Genomic DNA, 3,609 nt, shown 5'->3' with positions numbered 1-3,609 from the left:
CACGGCCCTGCTCGTTGAGCCAGATTTCGAGTTCCCCATCGGGCGTGGTCTTCATCGTGATCCGTGGAGCCACGTGGTTTTCCTTTCAGGCAAACCGTTTCGAGAGAGATGGAACGTCCCGCTCAAGCATGGCACGTTGGCGGCAAGATTGGATCAAACCCGGAAGGTGTATTCAAGCCAATGGCAATGCATGTCTGTGAATTCGGTTCAGTCTTCTTCGGCGGTTTCTTCGGAGAGGAGAAGTGTAGAACTTCATCGTCGAGCAACCTGCGTATTCTTGCAACATACGGGAGATGTGACCCATCCGATACAGAGGCCTTGTTCGGTCTATAAAGCGGGAGAGTGCTATGGCCTGTCTGAAGGAAAGGCCATCGGGTATTTTGACAAGCCACAACGAGTGAGCAAAACGGCTACGTGGTCGATCCTCAAGTATGAGACCGTAGCATTTCAGGGTTCGAACTCGATGAGGGGTTCGGTCTTTTCGGCCGGCAACGGCGTAATGCACGGCTCGTGCCCTCTCCAGCTTCTCGGCCACCATTTCAGCCTCTGGGTAAGATTGCGGGACGCCTGAAGTCACCGTGTCCAAAAGGGGTCCATTGTTTGCCCACCGGGCTGCGGAGAAGGAGAGCGGCTCGGCGTGTTGCGCGTAGCACGATCCGGCCCTAATCGCTACGGCCGAATACTTGGCGCTGACTGGACCCTGTAACTGGCGGCCCTTCAGGAGGAGTTATATGTTGCGGAATTTGGGCATCACTGGTCCAATGCTTGGCATGGTCAAAGACAACGCCACGATGCTCTACAATGTGTTACCCGGTGGGCCTGAGGTTGTGCGGTGGTTCAATGACGTGCCGCCCACTTTCCATGACGCCGAGGTTCTTGGCCTGCATCTAAACCGCAAAGGCGAGAGCTTCTTACGACTCTACTACTGGATTATGACGCCCTCATCAGATGAGGACAGGCACCTAGTGCCTGACCGGCACGCCGTTTTCACCTTCACCTTGACCGGCATCATGGACCTGCAACTGGAGGGCTTTAGCGTCCAAAACGTCCTTTTTGGACTTACCATACGTCCCGCGCCTGATCGCCCCGAGCGAAGTCCCTATCTTTCTCTCAATCCGCTGCCGCAGGACATCGAAGTTGAGCTACAGCACTGCTTTGGGCTCTCCGGGCTGATCCGGGCACGCTCGGTCTCAATTACCTTTGCGCCGGGCGAGCCTAGCAAACACGACTGAGATAGTTCTCTTCCCAAACCACGCATGCTCGCCCCACTTTCCCGAAACGGTCACAACGACTACCCTCGCTGCATGAATGTCAGCAAGGGTCGCGTCCGGGCCTGTGCCGCGAACCCGCCAGTTCGGACGGTATTGTTCCTGCTCGGTGCTTCGACTGCGGGTAGCACCCTGATGTCCCTCCTTCCCGGTCCGCTTGGGTTTCTACTCGCGATGATATCATTGCTGGTGATCATCATCAGCATGATCGTGGTACTGGTCGGAGCCGGGTCAGCCCTAATTAGCAAACGATGGTGGTTGTCTGGCCAGCGCCTTCTTGTGCTGGCGGTCGCCGCTACCATCGTGCCCATGGGCCTTCGGTCAGGGGATTACGTTCATCTCGCCCTGTTATACCCTTATTACCACGAGAAGATCGCGCGGACATCGAAGAGACCGGTGTGGTTCCCTTGGGGTGACCAAGCAGTAACGGTGCTCGACGGCCTTCAAAGACGTACCCTGCTATTCGATGATACGGGTGCAACCACCGCTAGCACCGATACAGAACGAGACAATGAAGGGCTATGTACGTTTCGAAAGCATTTGATTGGAAGCTTCTTCATAGAGTTGTTGAGTTCATGCTGATCTGCCAGAAGGCGTTCGGCATCAGTCCCCACCTTCCTAGTGGAGCTAAAGGAGCTAACCCGAGGTTACGCTCGTCTACGGACCGGGAAGTTTTTGTTCAACGATAATCGTAGCATTAGCACGATCCATCCCTTACTCAGTGCGGCATGATCCGGAGCGAGCATGACAAAACTGATAGACAATGAGCGCTTGGAGGTCGTTTCGGTGAGAACGAGACCGGACCTATTGCCTGTAATAGCTGAGTGGCTTTGGCACCAATGGTGGAAAGAAGAGGGACGGTCCCTCGAAGAAACTCAGGCAATATATGCCGAATGTTGCAAAGAGGCCGGTGCTCCACAGACGCTAATTTTGCTGGCGAACGATATGCCCATTGCCACAGTGACACTTGCCAGAAAAGACCTCGACGAGCGGCCGACTCTGACGCCTTGGCTAGCCGGTGTTTGCGTGATCCCCGCACGGCGCGGAAAGGGTTACATCTATCATCTGCTTGAGGCATTCGATTCAGCTTGTCGTCAAGCGTCAGTAAAGACAGCATGGTTGTTTACCAATACGGCTGAACGCGTCTATCTCAGGGCGGGTTGGCGGGTCGTGGAGATCGTAGATCGAGCGGGAAAGCTGCCTGTGACGCTGATGTCTAGGGACTATGTGCAATATCAAATCCCAGAGACCCTTTCTCGTCGCGGACGTTTCCTGTTGGTCCTGAGCGGCCACAACCCGGGGGGGGCAAAGGTCAACTTTCACCCACCAGCACTCGGGATATAAACCTGTGGCAAGGTCAACTCACCTACGCTGGTAGTCGGCGTCGCTGCTCGCGGCTTAACCTTCTCCACGACAGGCGGAACGACCTGTGCAGTGGCCGCAGAAGGCGCTACAGGCTCGATCTGAGTGACACGTGGGGCAATGCTATGCGCTCGGGACCGGGGCACAGCAGGCGCTACGGAGGCTTGGGCGGAGCCAGCGATGACGGCCGCTGCGACCATGGCAGTCTGGAGGAAGACGGGCATCGGGCTGGCTCCTGAGGGTCGCGTCGTGATCGTCTACTGAGGCACTAACGCCTCATAGAGCAATTATAGCGACTGGGCGTCGCTGGGGTCCATTACCTCCTCGGAGCGCCTGAGGAAGAGGGAAGGAAGTTGCTCTGGGAGATGGTCGATGGTGTCCAAACGCCTATCTCACACGCGGAAGCGGAGGCGTGGATCGCATGGCGGAAGGCGAACCTGTTTTCGGCTTGGTTCAGAATTTACTTCTGGCCAAACTTGGGTGCCGTAGTCGCGGTGATTGATGTAATTGCGCGTCACTGGGGTAGGTGAACTAGGGCATGCAACTCGGCAAGCCGAGTCAATTCAATGACCGCCGGCACACCCGCCACCGTCGCCGTGGGCACCGCAATGGCCGGCATCACCATTGCCTCCGACTGCTGACGGATTAGAACCAGCCGGAGAGTAGATAACCCATTCCTTACCGTCTAAGTCGATGTACTGTTTGCCTCCTGATTGATCCCAAGCGTATCGAAGCCGCCAAAGGCCAATCACGAGACCAAAGAGACTCAAGACTAGGACGAGGCCGATCATACCTTATTCTACCATGCCGCCTTGTTTTGCGTTAGAACCAATTGGAATTGGCGTGAACGGCCCGTAGCATGATCCGGCTGATCGTGGCGCGCGACCATGATGTGCCACCTGCGGCGCGACATCATTGAGGGCATCGATGTCAAATCTTGTCTCTGAGTGATGCCGACACGGTCAGGTGGGTGGGAAGC

General features: G+C 56.2%; 2 protein-coding genes. Both read left to right on the top strand.

Translation table 11 applies throughout. From position 1 onward, the window contains the following. Positions 1-731: 731 nt before the first annotated feature. Positions 732-1,232 carry an immunity 50 family protein gene (locus GSQ76_RS11855; RefSeq protein WP_216851012.1) on the top strand — a complete coding sequence of 167 codons (501 nt, stop codon included), beginning with the start codon at positions 732-734 and terminating at the stop codon, positions 1,230-1,232. 780 nt (positions 1,233-2,012) lie between these two features. Beyond that, positions 2,013-2,612: a GNAT family N-acetyltransferase gene (locus tag GSQ76_RS11850; protein WP_158744123.1), complete on the top strand. Its 600-nt coding sequence runs from the start codon at positions 2,013-2,015 to the stop codon at positions 2,610-2,612. Positions 2,613-3,609: the final 997 nt, after the last annotated feature.

This window comes from Acidisphaera sp. L21 (assembly GCF_009765685.1).
Lineage (GTDB): Bacteria > Pseudomonadota > Alphaproteobacteria > Acetobacterales > Acetobacteraceae > LMUY01.
This window is presented reverse-complemented; position numbering and strand designations above follow the sequence as displayed.